At 35.8% G+C, this 23,266-nt stretch carries 14 protein-coding genes; 3 read left to right on the top strand and 11 right to left on the bottom strand.

From position 1 onward, the window contains the following. Positions 1–124 precede the first annotated feature (124 nt). A complete protein-coding gene (locus tag PZ892_RS06975) occupies positions 125–1,378 on the top strand; it encodes a YaiO family outer membrane beta-barrel protein (protein ID WP_182498777.1) in 1,254 nt (417 codons plus the stop codon). A gap of 4 nt (positions 1,379–1,382) precedes the next feature. Here PZ892_RS06975 and PZ892_RS06970 read toward each other — a convergent pair whose 3' ends face one another. From PZ892_RS06970 to PZ892_RS06945, 6 genes are all read right to left on the bottom strand, one after another. After that, positions 1,383–4,781, bottom strand: a complete 3,399-nt coding sequence (locus tag PZ892_RS06970; RefSeq protein ID WP_277712583.1) for a sulfatase-like hydrolase/transferase — start codon at positions 4,779–4,781, stop codon at positions 1,383–1,385. 2 nt (positions 4,782–4,783) lie between these two features. After that, on the bottom strand, positions 4,784–5,851 hold the full coding sequence (locus PZ892_RS06965) for a hypothetical protein (protein ID WP_182498779.1): 1,068 nt from the start codon (positions 5,849–5,851) through the stop codon (positions 4,784–4,786). A 4-nt stretch (positions 5,852–5,855) separates the two neighbouring features. Next, positions 5,856–6,209 carry a response regulator gene (locus PZ892_RS06960; protein ID WP_094281492.1) on the bottom strand — a complete coding sequence of 118 codons (354 nt, stop codon included), beginning with the start codon at positions 6,207–6,209 and terminating at the stop codon, positions 5,856–5,858. Positions 6,210–6,211: 2 nt separating this feature from the next. Beyond that, a complete protein-coding gene (locus PZ892_RS06955) occupies positions 6,212–10,108 on the bottom strand; it encodes a response regulator (protein WP_182498780.1) in 3,897 nt (1,298 codons plus the stop codon). Positions 10,109–10,399: 291 nt separating this feature from the next. Further along, positions 10,400–11,083: a TrkA family potassium uptake protein gene (locus PZ892_RS06950; RefSeq protein ID WP_182498781.1), complete on the bottom strand. Its 684-nt coding sequence runs from the start codon at positions 11,081–11,083 to the stop codon at positions 10,400–10,402. Positions 11,084–11,086: 3 nt separating this feature from the next. Then, complete coding sequence (locus PZ892_RS06945) at positions 11,087–12,472, bottom strand: potassium transporter TrkG (RefSeq protein WP_094257054.1); 1,386 nt, start codon at positions 12,470–12,472, stop codon at positions 11,087–11,089. Positions 12,473–12,750: 278 nt separating this feature from the next. Here PZ892_RS06945 and PZ892_RS06940 point away from each other — a divergent pair, with 278 nt between their 5' ends. Continuing rightward, positions 12,751–13,593 carry a mechanosensitive ion channel domain-containing protein gene (locus PZ892_RS06940; protein ID WP_182498782.1) on the top strand — a complete coding sequence of 281 codons (843 nt, stop codon included), beginning with the start codon at positions 12,751–12,753 and terminating at the stop codon, positions 13,591–13,593. A 48-nt stretch (positions 13,594–13,641) separates the two neighbouring features. On the opposite strand, the gene PZ892_RS06935 is transcribed toward PZ892_RS06940, so the two are convergent. From PZ892_RS06935 to PZ892_RS06925, 3 genes are all read right to left on the bottom strand, one after another. Further along, entirely contained in the window at positions 13,642–16,095 is a 2,454-nt protein-coding gene (locus tag PZ892_RS06935) for a ThuA domain-containing protein (protein ID WP_220476709.1), read from the bottom strand. Between the two features lie 474 nt (positions 16,096–16,569). Further along, positions 16,570–18,072 (bottom strand): acyl-CoA dehydrogenase family protein, encoded by a 1,503-nt coding sequence (locus PZ892_RS06930; protein ID WP_182498783.1) that lies wholly within the window; start codon positions 18,070–18,072, stop codon positions 16,570–16,572. A 180-nt stretch (positions 18,073–18,252) separates the two neighbouring features. Beyond that, positions 18,253–19,122 carry an AraC family transcriptional regulator gene (locus tag PZ892_RS06925; RefSeq protein WP_277712582.1) on the bottom strand — a complete coding sequence of 290 codons (870 nt, stop codon included), beginning with the start codon at positions 19,120–19,122 and terminating at the stop codon, positions 18,253–18,255. Between the two features lie 361 nt (positions 19,123–19,483). Between PZ892_RS06925 and PZ892_RS06920 the strand changes: the two genes are divergently transcribed. Next, positions 19,484–19,951: a response regulator gene (locus PZ892_RS06920; protein WP_094257049.1), complete on the top strand. Its 468-nt coding sequence runs from the start codon at positions 19,484–19,486 to the stop codon at positions 19,949–19,951. 8 nt (positions 19,952–19,959) lie between these two features. On the opposite strand, the gene PZ892_RS06915 is transcribed toward PZ892_RS06920, so the two are convergent. Together PZ892_RS06915 and PZ892_RS06910 are read right to left on the bottom strand one after the other, a co-directional pair. After that, a complete protein-coding gene (locus PZ892_RS06915) occupies positions 19,960–21,048 on the bottom strand; it encodes a hybrid sensor histidine kinase/response regulator (RefSeq protein WP_182498785.1) in 1,089 nt (362 codons plus the stop codon). 49 nt (positions 21,049–21,097) lie between these two features. Continuing rightward, entirely contained in the window at positions 21,098–23,257 is a 2,160-nt protein-coding gene (locus PZ892_RS06910; protein ID WP_182498786.1) for a 7TM diverse intracellular signaling domain-containing protein, read from the bottom strand. Positions 23,258–23,266 lie beyond the last annotated feature (9 nt).

The raw sequence follows: 23,266 nt of genomic DNA, 5'->3' as shown, positions 1-23,266 counted from the left end.
CCAAAGTCCAAAACTTTATGTTATCTCTTCAGTTGAATTAATAAAATATAATATTATATCTATTTATTTACTAATATATCAATTAAAACAGATTACCTTTGCAAATCATCGAGTTAATCTACTTATGAATTTAAGAACGCAACTATTAATTATTCTAGTATTTTTTTTAGGTTTTGGCTCACTAAATGTGCAAGCCCAGGATAGTAACCTGAATTCAGATGAACTTTTTCAAAGAGCTCGAATTGAGGCTTTTGACAATAAAGATTATCCAAAAGCAGTAAATTTAGCTAAAGTAGCTTTGGCTAAAAGTCCGGATTATACTGATATCAGTATTTTCCTGGGTAGGTTATACACTTGGATGGATAAAATAGACTCCGCGAGAATCGTATTTAATCAGCTTGATGTCAAGGATGTAAAAGATCCTGACTTCTATTTCGCTTATGGTTCGCTGGAGTACTGGGAAGATAATTATCCTCAAGCATTAACAATTGTAAACAAAGGCCTTCTTAAGGATCCTAAGTCAATGGATCTTCTCCTTCTAAAATCTAAAATTGCCAATGCCTCTAAGGATTATAAGTCCGCAAAAATCACATTGGATGAGATCTTAGAAATTGACCCTAAAAATGCAGATGCTAGAACCCTGCAAATCGCCATCAAAGAACAGGTTGCCAGCAATGAGGTTGGGATTAATTACAACTGGATGTATTTCGATAAGCAATTCGATGACAACTGGCATATTCTGGGATTGAGCTATAAAAGAGGAACCTCAATTGGATCCTTTATTTTTAGAGCAAACTTGGCCAATAAATTCGGAAGCAACGGAACCCAATTCGAATTGGAAGCCTATCCCCGTCTCTCCAAAATGTTTTATATGTACCTAGGAACAGGCTTTTCTAATAGTGAGGGACTATTCCCAAAATTTAGAACCGCAGCATCCTTATACGCTAATCTTCCCGCCAGCTTTGAAGCAGAAGTTGGTTTCAGGCAATTAAAATTTACTGATAATGTATGGATGTACACCGCATCCATTGGAAAGTATTATAAAAACTTCTGGTTCAATGCCAGAACTTACCTAACTCCTGGAGAAAACAATATCTCGCAATCCTATGCCGGAACGGTACGCTATTACACAAAAGGATCTGACGATTATTTAGGATTTATTGTAGGAACGGGTATTAGCCCTGATCAAAATCGAGAAAATCTTTTATTCGATAATGAATATAAGTTGAAGACCTTTAAAAGTGGGGTTGACTATAATTTCTCCCTAAAATCTAAGAATATATTTAATATCTCAGCAACTTATTATAATGTTGAATACAAACCTAAGACTCGAGACAATCAAGTTGATGTTAGTATTGGTTACAGAAGAAGATTCTAAATATTTAAGGCTTAAAATAGGATGAAAAAACACTATCAGGCAAGAGCTTCATCGAAGAGGTAAATTGCCTGTTCATCTTTTTGAAAATCTCAAATTTCTCATTCGCTTCTCGACCTCTCGAATCCATTTCTATTCGATCCTCAGTCATACCTTTGTTCAATTGATATTCGACACCTGAATTCAGATGAATATCGCCATAAACAAAATCAACCAACTGGGATTTACTCTGCATAATAGGAATACCAAATCCTTTTTTACTTCCTCCAACATCAAGTCCTTGACCTATCCAGGTCACCTTTTCGGGCACTTTTAGTTTATAATTCTCCTTGTAATACGCCATTATCGTCGGAGCAAGATCAAAATGACTTACAACCTGTTGGAACCTTCTTTTCGACTTTAATAATGGCGAATAAACAATCAATGGCACATGATATCGGTCAATCTTACTTTGCAATGGTATCTCTGGCATACTATGATCCCCCGTAATAATGAAGATAGTATGATTAAAATCCGTCCTTTTTTGGTAATCCATAAAGAATTCTCTCAAGGCATCATCCACATTCAATACTGAAATCAATTGCTTTCTATTCTCTAATGCGAATTTCTTTTGAACAGGACTCAGTTTTATTTTTTGAACCCTCTGATCAAACATGGCCCCATATTTCGCCGCATCATTGATCAAAAATGGATTATGGGTAGATAAGGTCAATGCGATATGGAAATGTTTTCTTGGATTGCCTCGGTCAGCCAATGCCAATTGATTCAATACTGCCTGATCTTCATATCCCCAACTTTCACCATTGCTGCTCGGTAACTTTTTGTAACCTTCCGGAAATGATTTCACATCTACTAAAGCATCAACCTTGTTCACCTCCAAGTATTTAGCCATGTAGTCAAATTCAGAATCCCCACCATAGAAAAAAGAAGTAGAAAACCCATTATGCTTTAGGATATTGATCAGATTAAAATGATTTGGATAGTCATTTAACTCCAAGAAACCAGAATTTCCAAAGGGTAGAGATCCTAATATTGTCGGAAGTACCGAAAAGGTACGTCCCGATGAACTCAAGTTATTTTCCCATACCAATGAACTATCTTTCAATCCATTCAGGAAAGGGGTAAAATCTCCAATATAACCGTTCGGGTCACTGTATGCATTTCCCAATCCTTCCACTAGGATTAAAACCAAATTTGGAACCGAATCACTATGACTCATCAATGGCCCCAAAATATCCTTTGTTTGGTCTACTTTAAGAAATGGATAATCTCCTGAAACTTGAGCATATATTTCATTATTTTTCGTTATTCCCAAGGTTTCTTCCAGGTCATCCATTAGCAATTTGGCATTGCTCTCAATAAAAAAGCCTAGTTTACTTTTTTCTGCACTCTCTAAAAACTCGTCTTTCGAGGTACTCTTTATTTCTCCACCTAATGAAAGATAACCAAGCGCTATCGCAGAAATACACAAGAATCCAAATGCCAATTTACCTGATCCCTGATACTTCTTTGTGATTTTATGAAATACAAAAAACAAGATACCTAGTCCGATAATTAACCCAAGTATATTCAGCCAATTCAAAACGCCACTTGCTAATAAAATATTCCTTAATTCTTCGGACGTGTAAAAAAATAAATCCGTTCCCAGGAGGTTTCGAGATTCTGCAAAATAAAATGCCAGAACAAGCTGTGAAACCAAAAGAACACTCGCCAAAACTTGAAGGGTTAATATGGATAAATGTCGATTGAACAATGATATTATCCCATAAATAACAAAGAACAACATCAAGATCACAAAGCCAATCAAGATATTATTCAACAAGAGCATAAAAAATGAATCAAGATGTGCGAATTGAGGGATATTATTCTTATAAATAAAGAATTCCAAGATGCTAAAAACAGAAATCAGAATCATAAAAACACTGGCCACGGAACTAAATTCTCTGAACAATGATTTTGCAATTCGTATTGCCTTCTGTTTGAAGGTTTCATCTTCCTGATCGGAAAATCCGCGTCTTGTCATTTCTCCCCAGGAATTATTTTTACGAAAATAATCTATCATTCCCCGAATTCCTGCCATGGTTACAATAGGATGGAAATAGAAAGGTTCAATAACTGCTGTCAGAATCAATTTTGTCAAATCCTTTCTTTTAGTATAAACCTGATAGCTGACCAAATCGACAGATATGGCGTATACAGAATAAAGAATACTAGAAAATAAAACTAAAGCAAATAAGGCTAGGAAAAAGGTCCAATTCAGTAGTCCGGCAAATAGAAATATCCAGAATATGATATAACCTGAAAACTCTATAAATGGACCTAAAAATTCAAAGAAAAACCAGTAAGGTAAACTTAGCATTCCCATTTTACCATACCTTGGATTGAACATCATTTTTCTATGCTTCCAGAGCGTTTCCATCGTTCCTCGCATCCAACGATTTCTTTGTTTCTTCAAAACAGCCTTATCTTCTGGAACCTCTGTCCAACATAATGGATCTGGGATGGTTATTACCTGATGGGGCAATTTATTCTCTTTCATGTAGCGTCGCATCCGAACGACCAATTCCATATCTTCTCCAACTGTATTAGAGTCATAACCACCACATGCCAGAACTATTTCCTTATCAAAAGCACCAAATGCCCCTGAAATTAAAATTAAACCACTGGCCCTAGACCATGCCATTCGACCCAATACAAATGCACGGATATATTCTAATGCCTGACTCCGTCCCAACCAACTCTTCGGTAAATTCACCTCCACGACCTTCCCATTCTCAACCTTGCAATTGTTTGCCAATCGAATGGTACCCCCACAAGCTATCAATCGCTTATCTGTTTGCTCCATAAATGGCTTTGCAAGGCGCAAGATTGCATCTTGCTCTATAATACAATCAACATCAATACATACTATATAATCCGACTTTGAAATATTGATCCCAACATTTAGGGCATCTGCTTTACCTCCATTCACTTTATCAACAACAATCAACTTTTTAAATGCTGGGTTCTTACTTTTATAGACCTGCAACACCTCCTTGGTAGGAATATTACCTGGAATAATATAAGAGACCTTCTCAAGTTGATAGGCTTCAATTAATCGAGCAATTGAATCATCCTTAGAACCATCATTGACAATGATAATCTCCAGTTTATGATAATAAATCGATAATAAGGAACGAACATTCTCAACCACTGTCATGCCCTCATTATAGGCTGGAGCAATTAAACTGAAACTCGGTGCGTTGGGATTGGAAGCAATAATCGAATAATCTGTAAAAATATTACCATGTTTATACCGCAATACAGCTCCATAGGAAAATAGTGCAATCCATGTATAAACACTAAAGATTCCAATGGAATAAATTAAAAACAACCAAACTATGATTTCATAAATAATCTCAGTCATCGTTAGGATTTTTTCTGTAAAGCGTGATTTAAAACCAATAAAGCAGGATCTTCGGGATCCAATTGATTACTTAGGTCAATTAAATACTTGAATTCGCCAAGGTTTGCCAATGCTTCGGCAGCCATGACTTTATTCCGTTTGGTAGGACTATGCAATAGATTAGATTTTAAAAAATCTACTTGATCAAAAGCCCTGGTTTGTCCCAAACCTTTTAAGATTTCAAATTGAATATTTTCATTCAATTCAGGATAACGCTCTACCAACATCGTGGATGTATCTTGTGAATCCAAACTGAACAATGTCTTGATAACCTCTTTCTGGATAAAATCATCCCCTTGCCCCAGAAAACTCATTACCAGGTCGTGTAACTCAAAGATTTGAAATTTCCGAACCAACTTTAAGGCAAACAACAAAACAGACGGATTATTGGATTTTAACCAAGAAGCGATCTTTGAAACGGAGCCCGCTGGCAAGGATTTTATATTATTGAGGATGCGTAATTGCTCCCAATTAGAAAGAACTCCTTCCAAATTATCCATAAAGGATAAGCCTTCGAATCCATTAAAGTATACCATGGCATATTGAACTTCATGGACCACATTTTTATTGCGGTGATTGATCTTGGATTCAATTTCAGGCAAAGCATCCCGCACATTCATAATGGTCAAGGCCTGTATTCCTCGAGCAACCAAGTGCCCCTTGAAACTCCTTAATAAATCATAAGACTCCTGATCCAAATGGTAGGTATAATACACTTTTTGAAGGCTAATGGCTGCAGCCCCCGAAAACTTCCGATCAGCCTCAATCAACTGACCTAAAAAAAATCTTCTGAACCGTTCTTGTTTTAATAATTCAGATAATTTTGGTTCAATGTTCAACTCCGCATTATTGCCTTCAACAATAACTTCCATCAGCCTCTCATTAAGCATATTCTTCCAATACTTCCTATTGATCTCCAATTTATACGCCCGAAAACTGTAGATCAGTAATCCAAGCGTGAACAGAAATACCAATATTAAAATGGTTAATATCCCTAATGTCAACTCATGAAGGGTAAACATTTGTCCCATATTTCTATTTCAACAATCTATTTACACGAATAATCAATTCATTCGGACTAAATGGTTTCACCATAAAATCAGAAGCTCCTAAATCAAATGCCTCCAATACAGTTTCCTCCTGTCCCATGCTCGATAACATTATAATTGGAACCCTTTTGTCTAGATTTTTCAGTTCTGAAAGTATCTCAATCCCTGATGCAAATGGCATCATGATATCACTGATAATCAAATCGATGTCAGTATTTTTCAATAAATCAATTGCTTCCATTCCATTTCTGGTTAGGATAACTTGATAACCCTCTTTTTTAAGTTTATGTTCGATAGTTTTGAGGATTAATTCATCATCTTCAGCTAATAACACAACCATCTTTATTCCTTTATGTCTATTAATAATTTTTGTAAAATTTCAATTTCTCTTAACACCATAGGCATATGATCCCAAATCTCTACTCCTTTGTCAAACTGACTCTCCAACTCAACCAGCATTTGATTTAGTTCTTTCAGCCCTGCACTACCTGAAGTTCCTTTTAACTTATGCAGGATTCTTCCCAATAAGGCTTCATCTCGATTTTCTATGGCTTGCTGTATATCCAAATCCTGCATTTGCAGCTCTTGAATAATTAATCCATAAAACTGTTGTTTGAAAACAGGATCTGAGTCTGTTGCCTCCTCGATCACCTCAAAATCGATGTGCTGAACCTCATTCAATTTCGTTGTATTCTTATGCGTTGCTTGACGAAGTGAATTATAGATTACTTCTTTAAAGCTTTCTACTTTAATAGGTTTGGTCAAAAAATCATTAACCCCTACTTGCAAACAACGTTCTCTTTCTCCAACTACATTTGCTGCTGTGATGCCAACAATTGGAGTCTTATCATAGGCTGCTAAAGTTCGAATTTTGCGAGTGGCCTCTAAACCATTCATGACAGGCATCTGAATGTCCATCAGGATCAAATCAAAAGAATGCTTTTCGCAAGATTCCACCGCCAATAACCCATTCTCAACACAAACCGTTGAACAATTGGGAAGTATATTTTCAATCAATCGATTATTCAAGGCCATATTCACGGGATTATCATCTGCCAATAGTACATGGAATGATTTATTTATGAATTGCTCCTCATCGCTGACCGAATGAATTCCATTGTTTTCAAATGCTTGGCTTGCTGAATTATCCTTATTTAATACCCGATAAAGATCTTCAGAAATTATAGGTTTAGTTAAGATATAGGAGTTTGGTTCCTGTCGGAAATGGCCAATATGATTTTGATCATCAGAAGAAGTATGAAGCACTAGAATAGGTAATTCTTCCTTTTGAAGCGCATAAAATTCTTTGATCTTCTCTAAGGTTTCTAGGCCATTTAAAATGGGCATCCTATAATCCATTAGAATTGCATCAAATCGCTTACCTGTGCTTAAAAGTTGGAGTGCCTCAAAGCCATTTTCAGCAGTTTCAGTCTCAACTGATTTATGGGCCAGCATATGTTCCAGAATCATTCTATTGCTAGCATTATCATCTACAATCAGAGCTGTTTGAATTGATAATTTATTCTCTGATTCAATCGGACTTTCATAAGGAACTTCTATTTCAAAATAAAATTCAGAACCTTCAGCAATTTTACTCTTTAAGGATAGATTACTACCCATATATTTTAAGATATTATTTGAAATGGTCAATCCTAAACCAGTTCCCCCAAATCTCTTGCTTACTGAACTATCCTCTTGGATAAATGCATCAAAAATTCTTTGTTGTTTATCCTCTGGAATTCCAATCCCGGTATCTCGAACCGTAAATCTTATCCCTACTTTCTCTGAATTCTTGAAAGTCTGTTCTACTCGTAATTCAATCTCCCCTTTCTCCGTAAATTTAACAGCATTCCCCAATAGATTAATTAGCACTTGCTTGATCCTGGACTCATCAATTTGTATTATGGCTGGCAAGCCTTGATCAATATTCAGAAGCAATTCGATGTCCTTGTTCTGCGCTTGATACAAGATGACATGGATAACTTGGTTGACTAATTCATAGAGATTATACTGGTCAACATAAAATTCCAATTTCCCAGACTCAATCTTAGAAAAATCTAGGATATCATTGATGATGGCCAACAAATTCGTGCCCGATTCGTTGACATATTTCAGGTATTGTTTTTGAAGATCATTGAGCGGTGTTTTTAACAACAAATCGGAGAACCCAATTACCCCATTTAATGGAGTACGGATTTCATGACTCATATTGGCTAGAAACTCAGACTTGGCTTTACTTGCTAAATCTGCCAACTGTTTCGCCTTCCGCAACTGTTCATTGATCTCTACCTGCTCAGTAATATTTTGTGAAAAAATTATTATCCCGCCAATGCTGTTATCCGATAGTCGCCATGGACGTACCTCCCAATTATAGTGTTGATTTTCTTCACAACCTTCAACCTCCACAATTTCATCCAAATTTTTATAAGGAATGCCTTCCAAGGCCTTTTGATAAATTTCTTTCCTACTTTCTGGTACATTTGGAAATAGTTCATAGAGATTTTTTTTCCCTTTTTGATTAGCCCCTCGATGGAATTCTTCAATCCATTGTTGACTAATAGCCAAATAATTCAATTCCGTATCAAACATCGCTACGGATGCCGGGACATGCTTCACAAAAGTTTGAAGCATTGCTTCCTTCAATTCAAGATCTAAATATAATTTCTTACTCTGATCGATATCCTGAATGATTCCAAATACACGCTCACAACGCCCTTCAATAATTTCTGGAATCCCTTTTAGGCGTACCCAGATCTGCTCAGAATTTGGCTTCCGAAGCAAGATCTCAAAATCATAGGACTTTCCAGTAGTTATCGCCGTAGAAAACTTATGTTCTATATATGCCCGTTCATCGGATTCAAAAAATGAAAATACATTCTCCATATTTGGAACGAAATCATCGGAAACCCCATGTATATATCGAGTGGAGTCTGACCAATAAATCTCATTCTTTGCAATATCAACTTCCCAACCCCCCACTTGTGCGACAATATTCGTTTGCTCCAAGATCTGTTTGGTATGCTGAAGGTCCTTCTCCAATTTGATCCGGTCGCTCAGGTTTAATGCTGAACTAACAATATATTTCTTTCCATTCTGATCCTCTTCCAGCATATTGTTGTACAACCAATAAATCCACTCACCATCCTTCCGCTTCAATATCATCATCCCAGAATCCTCCCCATTCTCCAAAATCCGATCTAAATATAGCTGGACGAGATGCCTCTTTTCTTTCGGTACCAAATCCTTTAAATTAAGGCTTGGAATCTCCGCTAACTCATAACCCAAGGTCTGTCTTCCTTTTTCATTGACCTCTAGAATATTCCCTTGGAGGTCATGCATACTCATCAAACCAATTCCGTTTTCAAAGAAATTCCTAAATCTTCGTTCTGAGATTTCCAACTTTACCTTCTCTGAGTTTTCCTTGGTGATGTTTCTTCCAAAAGCAAAGATTTCCTTATTCTCCTGACCATGCTTTAAATGCCAGTCAATTGTTGCAAACTCTTCCTCTGAGATTGGAGTATTAGTCTGTACATTTACCTCTTGTTGGGAACTACGAACGGATTTAATCCTAGTAGAAACCTGGGAATCGCGCACTTGAAGTACTTCTAAAAAGCTTTCTCCAAGTAAATCCTTGACAGGTCTTTGCATTAATGCAGCAAAAGCTGGATTCGCCTCTTTTATACTAAAATCTTCATTCAGAACACAAATCATATTCTGAGTAACTGAAAGAATATCTTTGAAATATCCGGCTTGATTTAGTTTTCGCTTCGCCAAAAGAACGGTCACAACCGCTTTAGCCAGGTCTTTCAACTCTTGTAATTGATGTTGATTTAAGGTTTTAGGAAGGTAATCAATCACACAAAGGGTTCCCAAGGCAATTCCGCGATCATCTAAAAGTGGCACCCCCGCATAAAATCGAATTTGACCAGCAATAATCAAGGGATTAGTGGATGTACGAGGATCTAAAAAAGTATCCTCAATCATCAATGAATCATCACTCAGTAAGGTATATTGGCAAACCGTATTTTTTCTTTCCACGGTTTCTAAATCCAGACCTATACAACTTTGAATCCGCTGCATGTCTTTCTCCATAATGGCTATGATGGAAGTCGGACAATTGGTAATCCGGCAGGCCAATTCCGCAAAAATATCGAGTTCCGGAAGTTTACCCAATCCAATAAGTCCAAACGAATAAAGGATATTCAAACGTTCCGCTTCATTTTCCGGGACAATAGACATGCTCATAGATAATTATGGTAGATTAATAACTAATGCAATTTAGCTATAACAAATGTTATAACGTATGCTTTTATTAATTTAAACCATAAATTTGCTATATAGTTCTAAAATTATTTTAAGATTTTAAAAAAAATTAACCAAACAAAAATCATATTATATAAATAACTTTCTTTATTAAATATTTTAGCGATAAACATCAGATTTTAATTGTAGGTTTTCAACCAGGCATAAAAAAGGATGGATATCATCATATCCATCCTTTTATGAAAATCTATTTCAGCTAATTTCGCCTTATTTCAAAAATTCTTTAATATTCTTATTGCTACCGTAGATCACGATAATCTCACCCTCCTGTAAAACAGTATCCGGTTTCGGAATTCCATGAAGAATGGTAGTAATAATTCGGCTCTTCCCAAATAAGGTATCACGCTCCGCACTTTTTAGAATCGTAAGCACCAAGATTTCATATTTTTCCCTAAAGCCAATTTCTTGAATGGTTTTTCCGATATACTGTGCTGGGATTATCGCTTCCACAATGCTATAATTGGCATTTAATTCAAAAGAATCTACCAAACCTGATAAACATAGTTTCTTGGACCAACGTTCTGCAGTTTCTTCCTCTGGATGAACTATTTCTGTAACTCCAATGGCATTTAATACTTTTTCATGTAAGGCATTCACCGCCCTACTCACTAATCTCTTGACTTGTGCTTCTTTACACAGGGCAGTGACCATAATATTTGCACCCTCATCTTCGCCAATAGCAACAATGACAACATCTGTATTCTTCAACGGTAATGAATGAAATGCATTGGGCTCAGCAGCATCCAAAGCAATAGTATGGGTTATCTTCTCTTTCAAAGCAGTAATGCGCTCCAACTTTAAATCCACTCCGATGACCTCATTCCCTTGCGCCGTCAGTTTCATAGCTAATGAAGCCCCAAAGTTTCCTAATCCTATTATGATGAATTTCATGTCTTAATTTATTGTAAGTTCTTCTTTTGCGTATCTATAATTTGTAAACTTCACTTTCTTGAACATCGCAATCATGATGGTCAACATGGTTACCCGACCAATAAACATCAGGATAATCAAGGTTGCCTTGCTGCCTACTGAAAGTTTTGCCGTAATGCCTAAGGTCAATCCAACCGTACTATAGGCTGAAAAACACTCAAAAGCAATTTCCAGTAAAGTACATTCTGGATCAAATATCGAAATGGAAATAATACAACATCCAATGACGAATAAGGACAGGGTCATAATGGCAAATGCTCTTTTTATGGTAATTCCCGCAATTTCTCGCTGAAAGACTTCTACCCTTTCCTTTCCTTTTACCAAACTTAATATATTTAATATTGCAACTGCGAAAGTACTCGTCTTAATACCACCCCCAGTAGAATTTGGAGAGGCTCCAATCCACATCAACAAAATAATAAATAATATGCTATACACATGGAGAGCCCCATAATCGATACTATTGTAACCGGCGGTTCTTGGTGATACAACGGTGAATAATGCTGTAACAAATTTGCCTGAGCCTTCATGCGTCACCAAGATATTATCATACTCCAAAATAAATATCAAAATGGTAGCAAAGACCGTAATACTTATGGTTGTGATCAAATTGATTTTACTATTGATATTAATAACCCAAGGCTTATAATCAAATTCCCTATAGGCCATTTTTTTAAAGATTCTACGAAATAAATGCTTTAAATATTTTAAGATATTTATTACAATCGGAAAACCTAAACCTCCAAAAATAATCAATATAATCAGCACCATTTGAAAGGAATAATTATGGATGACCAGCGGATTAGTCAAACCATCCGGCACCAAGGAGAATCCAGCATTACAAAAAGAGGATATCGAATGAAAAATAGAAAAGAACAGATGTTCCAGAAAGGTCTGATCCATCAGTTTGGGCGTAAATAAAAAAATAAAGATAGCCCCAACCATTTCAATGGAGAAAGTAATGATAATAATGCGTTTCAACATCAGAAATACCTCACCCAGTTTCTCATTATTCGAAAAGCTATTGGTCGCGATCTGATTTTCATAAGTACTAGCTCCCTTAAAGAAATAGGCGAAATAATTCGTAAAGGTCAAGATGCCTAATCCACCGATCTGAATCAGCAGAATAATAATAAAATGGCCAATGGGTGTGAATGCAGTTCCAGTATCCAAGGTCGTCAATCCTGTTACACAGACTGCACTGGTGGCGGTAAATAAGGCATCGATAAAGGTAATGGGAACCTTGGTCGAAAAGGGTGTCATTAGCAATAAGCATCCCGACAAGATGATTAAAATAAAACTAAACGTAAACAGCTGAGCTGGGTTATAGAATGATCTCAAATTTTTCATATTACAGAACGATGACAAAGTAAGGATAATTTCAAAAAATCAGGAATTATCCCAAAATACAGAGCTAATATTGCTTATTAGTTTATTTTTTAATACCTTTGTATCTTATTTATTAAAAAAAATCTGCAAATCCCATTCTTGGATTTACAATTGATTCCCATTTATTTTTCGTTAAAAAGGATAAATCCTGGGGAATTACCCGATCCCTCACCGGATCATTTTTTAATTATTCTTACAAGTCTAACTATTAATTATCACAACAAAAAAATAGAAAAAAAATGCAAAATGCTAATCTGAATGGAATTGAGAGTAAGGTTGAAAAATTTATTGATAGTGCGATCGCCTATGCACCTGCACTAATCAGTTCTTTGATATCCGCTACATTAGTCCTATTCTTTGGTTTATGGATGATCAAACTATTTGGAAAACTTCTTAATAAAATTTTTGAAAAACGGGATGTGGATCCGAGTATCCGAACTTTTCTCGGTAACTTCTTAAATTGGCTCTTAAAAATCATATTATTTATTGTTGTTGTCAGTCAATTAGGAGTTCAGACCTCTACCTTTATTGCCGTCATTGGTGCCGCTGGTTTAGCAATTGGTATGTCACTGCAAGGATCCTTATCCAATTTTGCCGGTGGTGTATTAATTCTTTTGTTTAAACCATTTAGAGTCGGAGATTATATTTCTTCATCCTCAGGGGTAGATGGAACAGTAAAGATTATTGATATTTTCAACACCAAATTAGTAACTCCACAAAATCAATTGGTCATAATTCCCAATGGTGAACTTTCGAATAGTAATATCACCAACTATTCTGAATTAGGAACCCGAAGAACTTGGTTTAATATTGGTGTAGGCTATGATACAGATTTAAAAGCCGCCAAAAAATTATTATTGGAAACCATATCTAAAAATGAATTTGCGTTTAAAGAACCTGCGCCAGATGTTGTCGTGACAGAATTAGGCGATAGCGCAATTAACCTTTCTATTCGAGTAACCACCTCCAATGAGAATTTTTGGGCCATGCAGGAACAACTTATTATCAATTGCAAAGAGGATTTGGATAAAGCAGGAATTGATATTCCCTTTCCACAAACCGACATACATATCAAAAAATAAAAAAAGGCGAGATGTTAATTCATCTCGCCTTTTCTCTGCATTTGATTTTTATTTATGTGATAAAATCCAAGTTACGATTTCATCTAAATCAGCATCTTTCAAATTCGGGTGAGCAGCCATAGCTACTTCTCCCCAAACACCACTACCACCATTCTTAATCTTTTTCACTAAGATACTGTGCGCATCTTTATTGTCTTTGTAGTGCTTAGCAATTTCTACATAAGAAGGACCTACAGATTTCTTATCCACTGCGTGACAAGCTTTACAATCTGAGGCTTCAATCAATGCTTCTCCTTTTGGTTTACTACTTCCTTGTTGATGTCCCATTGGACCTGCAACGCTAGCATCGCCATCTCCTTTAGGAGCTGTTGATTTATCTGCAGAAGCTGGTACAAAGTCAATTCTTGAAATTGCAGCATCCGGATTTTTACTAAACCAACCACTTCCATATTCCAACACATAGAATTTACCATCTGGACCTACTTCCATATCAATAGGGCTATTAAATTTAACACCTCCCATAAATGGCTCCATCTTATCAAAATCACCATTCGGAAGCATGGTTACCGCTTTGAACCATCCACGAATCCAATCATAAATAAATAGTTTGCCTTCATAATAATCCGGATAACGGGTTTCTTTAGGGAACATCTCCGCATAATAAATTGGTCCTGCCATAGCATTTCTACCGCCAGATCCTACTTGCGGGAATTCCGGAGAATCTGCATATGGATACCAAATAAATGCTGGCATAGCCTCTGGCAATTCTTTCAACCCGGTATTATTTCTGGAATCATTTATTGGTTTCTTCGCATCATATGCCGGACCGGTTTCACCCGTCTCATAATTGTAAGGATGGTATGCATAGTTGTTACCAACAAAATATGGCCAGCCAAAGAATCCTGCCTTACGCGCTTGATTAACCTCATCGTATCCTCTTGGACCTCTATTAACAGAATCCTTATTCGCATCCGGCCCTACTTCTCCCCAGTACAAGAACCCATTCTTCTTATCAATAGAAATTCTATAAGGATTACGGTTACCCATGACATAAATTTCAGGCTTGGTTTTTTCAGTTCCTTTAGGGAATAAGTTTCCTGCTGGAATATCATAAGTACCATCTTCCTTCACAATAATTCTTAAAATCTTACCACGTAAATCATTGGTATTACCCGAAGATCTTTGAACATCATATTGCTCATGTCCTGCTCTAGAATCTTTTGGCGAATATCCGTTACTAACAAATTTCTGATTCGGCTCATCAAATGGTGTGGAGTTATCCCCAGTGGAAAGATAAAGCATTCTATCTTGTCCAAAAGCTAAGGAACCACCAGTATGACAACATATATCACGTTGTGAATAGAACTCAAGTACAACTTTCTCTGATCCCATATCCAACTTGTTATCCTTAAACACAAAACGTGAAAGTCTATTCACAGAAGTATCCTTTGGACTATAGAAAGCATAGATATAATTGTTTTTAGCAAAATCAGGATCTGCTGTCAATCCCATAAAACCTTCCTCAGCATTCACATTTGGAGTCTCCGTTTTATGATAAACATCTAACATTCCAACTTGGGTAACTTTATTGGTTTCTTTGTTGTACAATAATAATTCTCCACGACGTTGTGCAATTAATATATCCAAATTAGGAAGGATTGCCATTTCAGTAGGTTCAAAAAACTCCCCTTCCGCCATGGTTACTTTTTTGAATTGATCAGCCGCTGGAACTTGCTTGCTCTTTGCTTTTTTGTAATCTAATTCATAATTCTTACCAATGGCATACTCGATTCCCCCTAAGATATGCTTCAAGAAATTAGGATCCGAATATTCGGCATCCTCATGTCCCAATCCTGTATAAAACGAACGACCTCCATCATAGTCATGATACCATGCCACCGGAGAATCTTTAATTTCATCCTTATTCGGGAAAACAGATTTATTTACGTTCAAAAGGACTTTTACAGAAGGATCCATCTTTTTGAAAGTGTACCATTCATCTATAATTTCCCAAGGATTAGGTAATGATTTTGTTGAAGGATGGTTTTTGTCAACAATCGTTAACTCGCCTTTCTTCAATTCTGGCTCTGAGCCAAAATAGCCCCCTACCAAACGACCATACCAACCCCAATCAATTTCCGTATCTGCTGCGGAATGAATACCCACAAATCCACCACCTGCTTGAATATAACGTTCAAAATCAGCTTCTTGATAATTATCCAAAACATCTCCAGAGGTATTTAGAAAAACAACTGCTGAATAGTTCTTTAATGAATCTTCTACGAACCTATCCGCATTTGATGTTGTATCCACTAGAAAATCATTCTCTAGTCCTAATTTTTGAATCGCAGCATTCCCTTTTTCAATTGAATTATGGTGAAAGCCCGAGGTTTTGCTAAAAACCAGTACTCTAGCTTTACCAGAGCGTTTTTGTTGACAAGAACTCATTACCGCGACAAGCATCAGTAATAGAGAAATCTTGGATAAACAATTTTTGATCATACCTGTGTTTATTTATGTTTTATATGTGTTTAGGTTTTTGCTAATCCGTTTTAACAATTTAGCAAATGTTAGTAAAAAAACAAATATGCAATTTATTATGACAGTCTGAAATTCTGCATTAAAAAAATTACATGCCTTGTATTGGTTTTGAATTAATAAGAATTGAATTTAAGAAAAATATCTTATGCAAATACCTAAAAAATACAATTCAAATTCATTGTACTACCGGATATTTGCCGGACCTTCTCCGGACTTCCTTCGGACCTTGGTCGAAAAAATTCGAACGAGGTCCGACGAAAATCCGGCAGAAGTATGAATTTGACTATAATGAAAACATAAATAAAACAAAGGATTTCCAAGCTTCACAACCCTTACACTAGAATGGAATTGTTCTAGCTGAACATACTCCGTTTAATAAAAAACGGGCTAAGTGAAACACTTAACCCGTTAACTATTTATTTTTACTATTGTTCACTACGATACAAAACTCATCCAGTCTGAATTTAATCCATACTCTACTAAAGGATTTGCTGTGTTTTTACTTATATATTGACCATGGAACATCGTTAAATCCATGACCATATGTTGACGGGTCATCTCAACCAACTCCGGGTTAAAACCATTCATTTGTAATACAAATTGGAAACTAATCACCCGAGCAATCATTCTACCAATGGTCACCAGATCTCTTTGTGGAATTCCTCCTTCTAAATTGAAGTTAAGCTGTTCCTTGAAATAAGCTGCACTTAAATTTGACGTAGGATAATTAGAAAGGAAATCAAAAAGATTAGCAGTTTTAGACTTACGCATTAATTTTGTAATTCCTTCTGCGATCTGAGCATATAACATTTCGTTTGATCCTTCGAAGATTTGAAATGGTCTGCTATCAACCACAGAACGTCCTGCAATATGATCCAAGCGATAACCGTTTGCGCCTGCTAATTGTAGGCTTATCTGAGCAGATTCTTGCATTAAATCAGTTACCAGAGCTTTTAATGTATTAGCTTCAATACTCAAGCCTGAAAGGTCATGCTCAATTCCTGATGTTTGAACGGAATAAGCGCACATTCCTGAACAGATAGTAAATGCTGCCTGAATACGTGATAGTTGATATTTTACGGAATCAATATTGATTAATGGATTTCCACTCACAATACGATCTTGGCAGTGTTGCAAGGATTCATCCATCAGACGTTTAATAAATCCTAATCCCATTCCTGGGAATTGCAACCTGCTTCTATGAAGCATATCTAACATTAATTTGATTCCGGTACTTTCAGGGTTTAATTTTTGATCTTCTGGAACAACCACATCAATTGGATTCACACCATAAGGAATGGCATATAGTCCAAGATTATTATAGCGTTCAACCATTGGGATATGTTGTTCTGGATTTCCGTTCTCCGTCACGAAGAAATCGATATCCCTGGTCAATTCACCAGTTGTTGTATATTTTCTGGCAGTCACCAACCAATAGTTGGCAGCACCACTTAAGCCTTGCCAATGCTTTTCACCTTTTATTTTATAGGAATTACCGATATGCTCATATCCTGTTTTCATATTTAAGGCATCACTTCCGTATGCTTTCTCGGTAATCATCAAGCCGCCCATGGCGTTATTTTCCATGAAGTCTTTAAATACACGCTCCTGAACGGAGAAATTACCATACTTCGCCAAAGGCTCAAGGAAAAGGGCGATATTGATTCCGAACATCAAGGATAAAGCCAAGGATTCGTAGGAAGCAGCAGAAAGTACAGCTAAGCATTCTTTAACTGAGACTCCTCGCCCTGCGTGCAATTTTGGAATAGCAACCGCCAAAGGCTTCTTCTTCATAATCTCCGCCAAGAACTCAGCTGGAAAATCACGCTTTAAACTTATTGATCCGTAATCAAACTCTTCTCTAAATAGATGGTATAAATGTTTTCTAAATGATGAAATATAGCTGTCAAAGTCTACATTTTCTATTACCTGGTTCATATTGTTTCAATCTAATTTTTACTTGTCCCATTGATATAGGTAAATCTCAAATTACCTATAGAGATTTATCTAGGTAGATATGATAAATTCACTAAGTGTAAAATTAGGGGGAATAGCAAGTAAGAACTATGAGGAATAGGACAATAGTTAGGACAAATCGTGCATGAATGTTAAAACAAGTTAATTCACTTTTTTCCGATACTCTGTTGGTGATATTCCAACAATTTTTTTGAATAATCTGGTAAAATAAGATGGGTCGTCAAATTCCAATTCATAGGCGATGGTAGCGACGCTTTTATTGGTTTCAAGTAACATTAATTGGCTATGAATAATAGCCACTTCAAGAATTAGCTGTTTAGACGTCTTTTTAAATACGGATGATACGCATCGGTTCAAATAATTAACAGAAACTGCCAATTTATCTGAATAAAAATTCACTGACTTATGCTTATTGTAATGTAAATGAACAAGTTGTTTAAAAGCGATGGCAACTTCTTGACGTCTCGCCAAGGATTTATTAGAATCTGAAATTTTAATGATCTTCAACATGACTGTTTTAAAGATACTTTCATAATACGCCTGATAAGGATTTTCAGTGTATATCTCCTTATATAATAAGTCGAGTAAAATATTGAGTTCTTTATTATCGGTATTATGGAGATTTAACAAAGGGGAGATCATAAAAATGTTCAGGATTTCCTGTTCCCGGAACAGGGAAGTCATTGCCTGTTCTTTTATTAAGATACAATAACCTTGTGCGGATTTATCAACTGAATCTATAGCAGAAATATTACCATAATTGGAAATAAGTACGGCAGGTGCCTGAACCATAAAACTTGTGGATTCGATCTGATGTTTAAAATACCCTTTATTGATATATATTAAAAGGTTATACCCAAAGAAGATTGGTGGAATTGGGGTTTTTAGATAGGGAGCAATATCACGTAATGGAAAGATTTTGATTGGCGTATGGATATAGGTCAGGTGTTTCAGGCTACCTGCCATGAACTTCTCAACAAACTCATCTGCATTGATTTTATTTTTTTCCATCAGTTTATTGGATTATAATAAAACAAACATAATAAAATTGAATGAGTAAGAATTACTGCCTTACCTGAAATGGGTAGTATTCTATTCTTAATTACGTTCCATGATTTTCAAACTATTATTTCTTGGTCTAAAGCAAGTGATAATAGGATTTGGAGAATGACAGTAAGCAAATATTACCCTAAAGATAATTTTTTCCTATTAGAGTATTTACAAAATCAACAGTTGTTACTGAAAACCAAATAATTAAAAATTTTATAGTGGTTTAAGCATAATATTCACTTTTTTCTCATTATATTCAATTCTGTTATTATTGACCATAAATAATTACTAATTTTGAAACAGTTTTTCAAGTAAGAAAGTAATGAGTACAGAAAATAAAATTAATGTGTTGTATTTAGATGATGAAGAGAACAATTTATTTTCTTTTAAGGCGGCCTTTAGGTTAAAATACAATGTATTTACAGCTATAAAGGGTGCTGATGCCTTAGACATCATTCGCAACAATGATATTCAGATCATTATTACAGACCAGCGTATGCCAGAAATGACAGGGGTTGAGTTTTTGGAGAAGGTGATTAAAATTAAGCCGGATCCGATGCGTATTCTGTTAACAGGATATACGGATATGGGTGCTGTAGTAGATGCGATTAATAAGGGTAAGATATTTCACTATCTTAATAAGCCATGGAGCGAGGAGGAATTGACCCAAACCATTTCTCGAGCTTATGAAATTTACTTAAACAAGAAGAATATCATCGATCAAAAATCGAAGTTGGAAATTTCTAATGAACAATTGGAGTTTTTACTTCGTCAAAGACTACTTTCATAAAATGGTAACTATTCCTTTGACGGAATAGTTACTATAAATTTTGAACCTTCATCAGGTTTGGATTCTACTACGATTTCCCCTTTTAATTTTTGAATGGCAGTTTTTACATTGTATAAACCAAAGCCCATTCCCTCTGCTTGGTCACTTGCTCTGAAAAACAAGCGGAATATATCATTAATGGATGATTCTGAAATTCCGATTCCATTATCTGAGACTGTTATTATGGCCTGCCCATTTTCCGTATTTGCGGAAAGCTTGACTTTCTTTTCAACAGTTTCATTTTTCTGATATTTAATGGCATTGGAAACCAGATTATGTAATATCAATTCTAAAATTGATTTATCATTGATAAAGGTATTCTCTTGATTCACTTCATAACTGATTTCAACACCCGAACTTTGGGTATATACTTTATAGAAATCCAAAATATCCTCGAAGATGACATTAAAGTCAATTTTAGATAGATTAAGTTCGCCTCTTCTTAGCAAATAATAATCCCTTAGGCTATTGATATAATCTTCAAGTTTCACCACTGAAGCCTTCATTAGATTCAATATTTCATGAACCTGCTCAACACTCTTGAAATCTAAGGCAATGCGGATTGCACCAAGGACACCCGCTAAAGGATCTCTTAAATCATGACTTACGCTATATGCAAATTTATCAAGTTCTTCATAAGCTTTTTGAAGCTCCATATTTCGGATGTCCAATAAGGAATTGGTCACATAAAATTTATTAGCTTCTTCAATACAAGAAATAATTTCAGCTTCTTCCCAAGGTTTTTTAATAAACCTAAAAATGTGTCCACGATTAATGGAGTCAATCACCGTTTCCATATCAGCAAATGCTGTTATCAGAATCCGAATTGGTCGTGGGTACTCCTTTTTGATTCGGCTAAAAAAATCAATACCGTTTTCTCCAGGCATCTTTTGGTCACAAAAAATAACCCTGATATTCGGATGAGTCATCAAAATATTTTCAGCATCTGTGGTATTGCTTGCAATATGTATATTGTAATGGAATCGCAACGCTGCCTTAAACCCAACTAAATTATTGTACTCGTCATCAATGTACAATACCTCAAAATTCTTATCCATACTATTACCTTTTAGTGTGACCTAAAAACTCATTTAAAAATCTAATACCTTATTGTCTTACAGGTAACTCAATATCAAAATTAGTTCCTTTGCCCTCAACAGAATTTAAACTAATCTTGCCATTATGCCTTTCAATTGTTTTATATGCAATTGACATCCCTAGGCCTGTACCTTCGCCAACATCTTTCGTCGTGAAAAATGGTTCAAAGATTCTTCCTACCACTTCTTTAGGAATTCCTGTACCGTTATCACTAATACTTATTATTACTTTCGACAAATCGTCGTTCAATTTTGTTTCAATTTTTATTTCTCCACCTGGATTTCCATTAAATTTTTTCTCAACTGCATAAATAGCATTTGAGAGGATATTCATAAAAACCTGATTTAATTTGCCAGCATAGCATTCCACCATAGGAATATTATAATAATTCTTGACCACTTCAATCCGTTCCTTGGTCATTGAATTCAATATTACCAGGGTAGAATCCATACATTCATTCAAATCGGCACGCTTTAAAGTGTCTTCATCAATTCTTGAGAATATCCGTAAGCTTCGGACAATCTCAGCAGTCCGTTCTGCCCCTTCTTGAATACCTTTCAACAAGAAATCTATTTCAGATTTCAAGTAATCCAAATCATTATTATCCTTGATGCTTTTAATCATCGATTGCTTTTCAGCAGTATTCAGTTTGTCATTCAAGGCTATCAATTCAATTTCGTCGATAATTTCCCAGAGGATTCCAACATCTCTACGCAATGGATTGACATTTGAAGTCACAAAATTAATCGGGTTATTAATTTCATGTGCAACACCTGCGGTCAGCTGTCCTAAGGAAGCCATTTTCTCTGACTCCACTAATTGGGCCTGAGCATCCTTTAAATTATCCAAGGTAAGACTTAAGGATTTATTGGACTCTTGTAATTCCTCTGTTCTTTCCAACACCTTTTTCTCCAAGATTACATTCTGCTCTCGAATAAGCTTTTCATTCTCTTGAGAAATCGCCAATTCACGAACCTGTAATTCCAGCATTTCTTTTCGATAAGTATTGATCTTATCTGCTAATGCAAATGATAAGAGAAGTGCCTCGATCACTGATCCAATTTGCACAGAGCGAGCTGTAAAAACATTGTTTGGCAAAACCCCGTAATCTTTTAGGACGAAAACTAGAACAGAGATCAAAAAGATACACCAGGCAAAAAGGAAGAATTTAGTTTGGCTATATTTTCTTCTTGAAAGCTCAAAGGCAAAAATTAGGACTATAGCTGCACCACCTCCAGCAACCAAATTCACGATTCTATAGGCAGGCGTGATATAGCCTATTATTAGTAAAACAATTGCAAAAAAGTAACCTAATAAAAAGACATTCAACAATTTATTAAACCCCTTAGCTTCGACGGATGTATGTAAAAAGGATTTCACAAATATGATGGCTCCAATACCAGACATTGCCCCCGAGAAAGCCAATATACGGGCAGAAATCCATTCGCTATGAACATTGAAAATCCGTTCAAATAATCCTTGAACAGCCATCTGAGCAAAGAAAACCCAAAAAATATAGTTCACATAACTCAGGTAATGCTTCTCACCGGTTGCTACGTATAAAAAGGCATTATAAAGCACTAGAGATAGCATCAATCCGATGTAAATTGCGGAGAGGATATCTTCTTGTTGTAGAAAGGAAAACAAACCTGCTGGGGAATGAATAGTAAGCGGAACAATGACTTGAGTTTCACTTTGCAACATCAAATAACAAGTTGCCTTCTCACCTTTTTGAAGCCTTAACTCAAAGAGATAAAATTGATGCGGGATTTCACGTTCCGCATAGTCATTCCCAATAGAATAACTTACACTATCAATTTTTGAATTAATGATCGAGTAAAATTTTACGTTCCCAATATTTGGATGTGATAAATCGACAATAACATGTTCCTCATCTGTGTTATTGATTACTTCAAATTTTAACCAATGGGGATTCTTGACAATGCCAAGGTTTGGTACATCCGTTAGGCATTTTTTAAATAATTCAGGATGGGCAATAACATCTTGCAGGGAAACCTTATTTGAACCTTCCTCATATAGGGATAAATACTTGCCAATATTTTTAATATCCTTTCCATTAAAATGAACGATACTATCCACGGCAGCAGTGGCCTGAATACTGCAAAGATTCAAGAATACAATAACAGAAAGTAGGAAATATTTAAACATTATCCACGT

The organism is Sphingobacterium sp. WM, from assembly GCF_029542465.1.
GTDB lineage: Bacteria > Bacteroidota > Bacteroidia > Sphingobacteriales > Sphingobacteriaceae > Sphingobacterium > Sphingobacterium cellulitidis.
Note: the sequence above shows the minus strand (reverse complement) of the source record. Positions and strands in the feature narration are given on the sequence as shown.

Excerpts from the sequence above, each read along its gene's own strand:
- PZ892_RS06975 (WP_182498777.1), top strand. The coding sequence starts at position 125 with ATGAATTTAAGAACGCAACTATTAATTATTCTAGTATTTTTTTTAGGT.
- PZ892_RS06970 (WP_277712583.1), bottom strand. The coding sequence starts at position 4,781 with ATGACTGAGATTATTTATGAAATCATAGTTTGGTTGTTTTTAATTTAT.
- PZ892_RS06965 (WP_182498779.1), bottom strand. The coding sequence starts at position 5,851 with ATGGGACAAATGTTTACCCTTCATGAGTTGACATTAGGGATATTAACC.
- PZ892_RS06960 (WP_094281492.1), bottom strand. The coding sequence starts at position 6,209 with ATGGTTGTGTTATTAGCTGAAGATGATGAATTAATCCTCAAAACTATC.
- PZ892_RS06955 (WP_182498780.1), bottom strand. The coding sequence starts at position 10,108 with ATGTCTATTGTCCCGGAAAATGAAGCGGAACGTTTGAATATCCTTTAT.
- PZ892_RS06950 (WP_182498781.1), bottom strand. The coding sequence starts at position 11,083 with ATGAAATTCATCATAATAGGATTAGGAAACTTTGGGGCTTCATTAGCT.
- PZ892_RS06945 (WP_094257054.1), bottom strand. The coding sequence starts at position 12,472 with ATGAAAAATTTGAGATCATTCTATAACCCAGCTCAGCTGTTTACGTTT.
- PZ892_RS06940 (WP_182498782.1), top strand. The coding sequence starts at position 12,751 with ATGCAAAATGCTAATCTGAATGGAATTGAGAGTAAGGTTGAAAAATTT.
- PZ892_RS06935 (WP_220476709.1), bottom strand. The coding sequence starts at position 16,095 with ATGATCAAAAATTGTTTATCCAAGATTTCTCTATTACTGATGCTTGTC.
- PZ892_RS06930 (WP_182498783.1), bottom strand. The coding sequence starts at position 18,072 with ATGAACCAGGTAATAGAAAATGTAGACTTTGACAGCTATATTTCATCA.
- PZ892_RS06925 (WP_277712582.1), bottom strand. The coding sequence starts at position 19,122 with ATGGAAAAAAATAAAATCAATGCAGATGAGTTTGTTGAGAAGTTCATG.
- PZ892_RS06920 (WP_094257049.1), top strand. The coding sequence starts at position 19,484 with ATGAGTACAGAAAATAAAATTAATGTGTTGTATTTAGATGATGAAGAG.
- PZ892_RS06915 (WP_182498785.1), bottom strand. The coding sequence starts at position 21,048 with ATGGATAAGAATTTTGAGGTATTGTACATTGATGACGAGTACAATAAT.
- PZ892_RS06910 (WP_182498786.1), bottom strand. The coding sequence starts at position 23,257 with ATGTTTAAATATTTCCTACTTTCTGTTATTGTATTCTTGAATCTTTGC.